This is a genomic window from Streptomyces sp. NPDC046712, from assembly GCF_040645695.1.
In the GTDB taxonomy this organism is placed as follows: domain Bacteria; phylum Actinomycetota; class Actinomycetes; order Streptomycetales; family Streptomycetaceae; genus Streptomyces.
Genome location: NZ_JBEYYW010000055.1, coordinates 1 through 4,394, shown reverse-complemented (window position 1 = coordinate 4,394; position 4,394 = coordinate 1). Strand labels below are relative to the sequence as shown.

Genomic DNA, 4,394 nt, shown 5'->3' with positions numbered 1-4,394 from the left:
GTGTCCCGTGTTCGCAGCGCGGCGCTCCACTGTGTGTGGGGGGGCGCCAGCCGGGGGGGGGGCGCCCCCGACCGCTACCTGGAGCGGTCCGGACGGGAGCATCCTGTCCGGCCCGCTGCTCGTCGATACAGCTATGTCCATCGCATGGCGATGTTGGAGAGTTGTTTGATTCGTTCGGGGGTGAGGGTGGCGGCCCTGCTGCGTTGGTTGTTGATCCATGCCCCCAGCTTCAGCTCCCGGACCTCCTGGTCCTGGCCGGCGCCTTCCCGGCCGTCGAGGGTGATGGTTTCGATGTGTTTGCGGGGGACGCGTAGGTGTCCTTCGCGTTCGTAGTACTGCTGGGCGGCGGCGTAGTGCATGGCCCACTTGTCGGCTTGGCTGGTCCGCGGTTTCGGTTTCTCGTTTTCGGCCGCGGGTTGGATTCCGAGGACTTGTTCGCACATCCATTGCTGCACGGTCGTGAGCTTGTCCCAGCCCAGCCTCACCGCCTTCACCCACCGCCCCAGGTCCTCGCCCCGGTGCACGACGATGCCGGGTTCGGTCGGCAACTCGCCACCGACCTCCTCCAGGTGGAGGCGTGTGAGGTGGAAGGCGCGCTGCCATTCCACCGGCCAGGCCGGGCACCAGGACGGGTCGATCTCCTCCAGCTGCTCGCGTCGTTCCGGCGACAGCGCCCCGGACCAGGACTCCACCGGCAGCCCTTCGGCCTGGCGCTGCTCAAGGTCCTGGGCGCGCCGGGCGGCGGCCCGCGCGTTCTTCAGCCAGATCCCCACCTTGTACCCCTGATGGGCGGCATCGAGCGGGGCCAGGAGGTGCCCGTGTTCGGCCGCCCACCCGCGCGCCGCCGACAGTCCCTCCTCCCACGCGACGTCGAAGTGGGACCAGACCATGCCCAGTCTCTCCAGCTGCGCGACACGTTCCTCGTCCATGTCGCCGCGGGCGTAGAAGCGGCGTGCGTCGGCGGTCCACTGCCCCAGCGGGAAGTCGGCGAGCGAGGCCGGCCACCCCACACCCTCGGCCTCTTCACCTTCCGGGACGCGGTACGTGAACGGCACGCGCAGGTCGCCGTGCTCGCGCGCGTAGATCACAGCCGCCTCCACGCCGCGCCGCCAGTGCTCGTGTTCGGGGTTGAGGACCCGCAGGTTGATGAACGCCGCAAGCTGGGCGGGGTCGCGCGGCGTGGAGAACTTCAGCAGCGCCCGCGCCGGCACTGACAGACCACGGTCGCTTCGTTCGCTCTCCGAGCCCTGGTCCTCCCGCTCCCCGCTGCGTGTCTGTACGCCTCTCACGCGGCTCTGGGCCTGCTGTTCGGCGAGCTGCTCGACGACCCGGGTGTCGTGTGCCCGCAGCGCCTCCAAGAGCTTGGCGAGCCCGCCGAACGCCCGGGAGGTGAGCATGCTGTCCGCCGTCTCGCCCGGCCCGAGCAACACCGGCACGACCAAGCTGGCCATCTTGCCCTCGCCCGGCTGCATCCGCAGCGCCCGGCCCACGGCCTGGACCAGGTCCGGCATGGAGCCGCGTACGTCGGCCCAGTAGACGGAGTCGCAGTTCTTGGTGTCCACGCCCTCGCCCAGCACTTTCACCGAGCTGAGGTAGCTCTTCTCGACGACGATGCCGGCGGTGGCGATCCCGGCGGCGAACTCGTCCAGGAGACGCCGCCGGTGGAGCGGCTTGTGGTCCCCGCACAGCCAGTCGGCCCAGATCGTGGCCGGGTACAGCTCGGGGTCGCTGGCGTGCAGCTGCGCGGCGACCTCGGGAAGGCCCGCTGCGAACGCTTCGGCCTCCTTCACCACGTGGTGGAAGACGAGCGTGCGGCGAAAGCCCTCCTCCGCGGACGCCTTCACCAGGGCGGTCTGCAGAGCGGCGAGCCGCGCCCCCCGCACCTGCTCGGAGCGTGCTTCCGTGCCCAGGAGCTGCGCGGCCTGGAGCGCGGTGTCGGTGACGTCCACGCATACGACCTGGTAGGGGGCACAGATTCCCCTGTCGACGGCCTCCGAGAGCGTCAACGTGAACGCCCTGCTGCCGAACGGGCCCTCGGGGTCGTCGTCCATGCTCGCGACCAGCTCACCAGGCACGCCACCCTGCCCTGGGTCTTCGTCGCCGAGCTGCCACAGCCGGGGGGTGGCGGTCATGTAGAGGCGGCGCAGGGAGGGGATCTTATGGTTGTCGTGGACGACCGCCCACGGCTTGCCGATCCGGCCCGACGTCCGGTGGGCCTCGTCCACGACGATCAGGTCCCATGCCGCAAGGCCGGCGGCGTGTGCCCGCTCCAGTGTGCCGAGCCCGAGGCTGGCGTACGTGGCGTACACGGTGACCTTGTCCAGGCCCCGGGTCCATTCCACCAGCTGGTCCACGTCCGTGGTGTTGGGGAAGGGCACCCCCTCACCCCGCAGCGAGGACACCCCGATCATCGGCCCCCGGCGGCCTCCCTCACGCCACGCGGCCTCGGTCTGCGCCAGGAGGTCCAGCGAGGGCACGAGCACCAGCACACGGCCCGCGTGGAGCTCCTCGGCGCTGCGCACGGCCACCCGGGTCTTCCCGGACCCGGTCGCCATGATCACCTGCGTTCGAAGCCCTTGTTCGGGCACAAGCGATCTTGCAGGAAATTCGAGGGCGCGCACCACCGCGTCAACGGCTTCTCGCTGGGCGGCCTCGCGCTGATCAGCGCGGCCTGTGCTCGACATATCCGTCTGCCTTCTCCTGGGGTGCTGTCCGGTCGATTCGAGCAGAGAGAAACGAGAAACTCCCACGTGAGGAGCTCAAAAATAAGGGCCGGACCAAAGCGGGCGGGCTGACTACCCTGCCTCGTCGGGTCACTGTTGCGAGCATGCCGAGGGATCAGGACAAGCCTCCACACCGGTCAGCGTTGGTGTGCCCTGGGTCCAGAGTATATCTGGCATGAAAAATGAAGCACATTGAATGCAACGATCCCCTCATAGAGGGAACCTGCCTTACTTTGACCCCCAGTTCCTCCCAGCCAACCCCACCGCACCTCTCCTCGTCCCCGTGGCAAGATGTCGGCATGACGATCACTACCCGAAAGGGCCATGCCGCGTAGGCGGCCGGGCGCACTGCGCGCCCCTCACCCCAAGCTCTACGCATTGCACCAGCCCTACCGGATCGACCGGTTGTCGCCGCGGACATCCGCCACTGTCCGCCGGGTCGAGCGGGAGACAGACACTGAAGACCTGTGGCCCGGTGCCACTGAGACAGCCCTGTCCTGGTACCGGCGGTTCCTAGCCCGGACAGGCCGGTACCTTGAGATCTCCTACGCCGTGTGCCCGTGCCCTTCCGACAGCCTGGAAGACGTCGCCGAGGCCAGGGACATGCTGGAGCGGGTGGTGGTACTGCTCCCCGCCCCGGCACGCCGGGAACTCGAGGCACTTCTCGCTGTGCTCGACGCGGACCTGTGGCGTCGGACCCTCCCAGATCCGTTCGCCTTCCGTGACCCCCGGCGGAGAGGCGGCGGCTGGTGGCATCACAGGCTTCGAGGACCATTCGGATGAGGCATCGGAAAAGTCAGAGACGGCCCCGCCGTCAGCTCGGCCCGCGACAGTGTCCTTAAAGGGACCGACGGCGCAGCCGGGAGGACTGTCAGACCGTGGACGCCCGAAGGGACGGCAGGGGAAGCGGCCGCCCAGACTGATAGGTAGCACACATGGGCGTAGACGGGCGGGTATGGCAGCGAAGAGTGAATATCTCGTGTCCCTGCGGGCTGTACGGCAGCTGCGCCGAGTCCGCGCTTTCTATACGGCAGGCGTCCTGTTGTGGGCGCGGCTGCCGCGGCCTGGACGGGAGGGACTCATCCCGGTAGCCGGCAGATGTGGGTCTCCCTTCTCCTCCTGGCCGTCTTCACTGGTCTGCTCACCACCGCCTCCAGGCCGCCCCAGGGCACCGGCCGGCCCATCACACAGCATCCCGACGGGCCGTCACCCCCCCGCCACGTAAACGCCTGAACCTCACAAGCCCAGAGCACCCCGTCCTGTTAGCCAGCCTGGCCCGCGCCAGCGGGCCACCAGACGGTTCTGAAGGCGCAGCCGAAGGACCGTCAGGCGGGGGAGCGCAGCGGACCCGCCACAGCCGGCCTGGAGCGCAGCGGAAGGCCGGCTGTGGGCGCAGCCCCACTAGCTCCGAGAGCGCAGCGAACGGAGCATCAACCCCAGGGCGCAGCCCTGGGGTTGAGTGGGACGCGCAGCGTCCCACCAGCGCTCCCGCGGAGCGGGAGCGCAACACCCGCGCGCAGCGCGGGTGTTCGCTTGCACATCGCGCAGCGATGTGGTACCCGCGGAGCGGGTACCACACCCTCGGGCTGCACACGATCTTCGATTTCCGCAATCACGCGGACCGGAAGGTCGAGGGCGCGGACGTCGAACTTCCCGGCGTACGGACTGTGA

At 69.1% G+C, this 4,394-nt stretch carries 1 protein-coding gene and 1 pseudogene; one reads left to right on the top strand and one right to left on the bottom strand.

All coding sequences use genetic code 11. The annotated features are described in order from the left end of the window. Positions 1-131: 131 nt before the first annotated feature. Entirely contained in the window at positions 132-2,684 is a 2,553-nt protein-coding gene (locus ABZ939_RS36840; RefSeq protein ID WP_361864976.1) for a Helicase associated domain protein, read from the bottom strand. 1,616 nt (positions 2,685-4,300) lie between these two features. Between ABZ939_RS36840 and ABZ939_RS36835 the strand changes: the two are divergent. After that, a pseudogene (locus ABZ939_RS36835) lies at positions 4,301-4,394 on the top strand (protein-tyrosine-phosphatase); the annotation flags it as partial.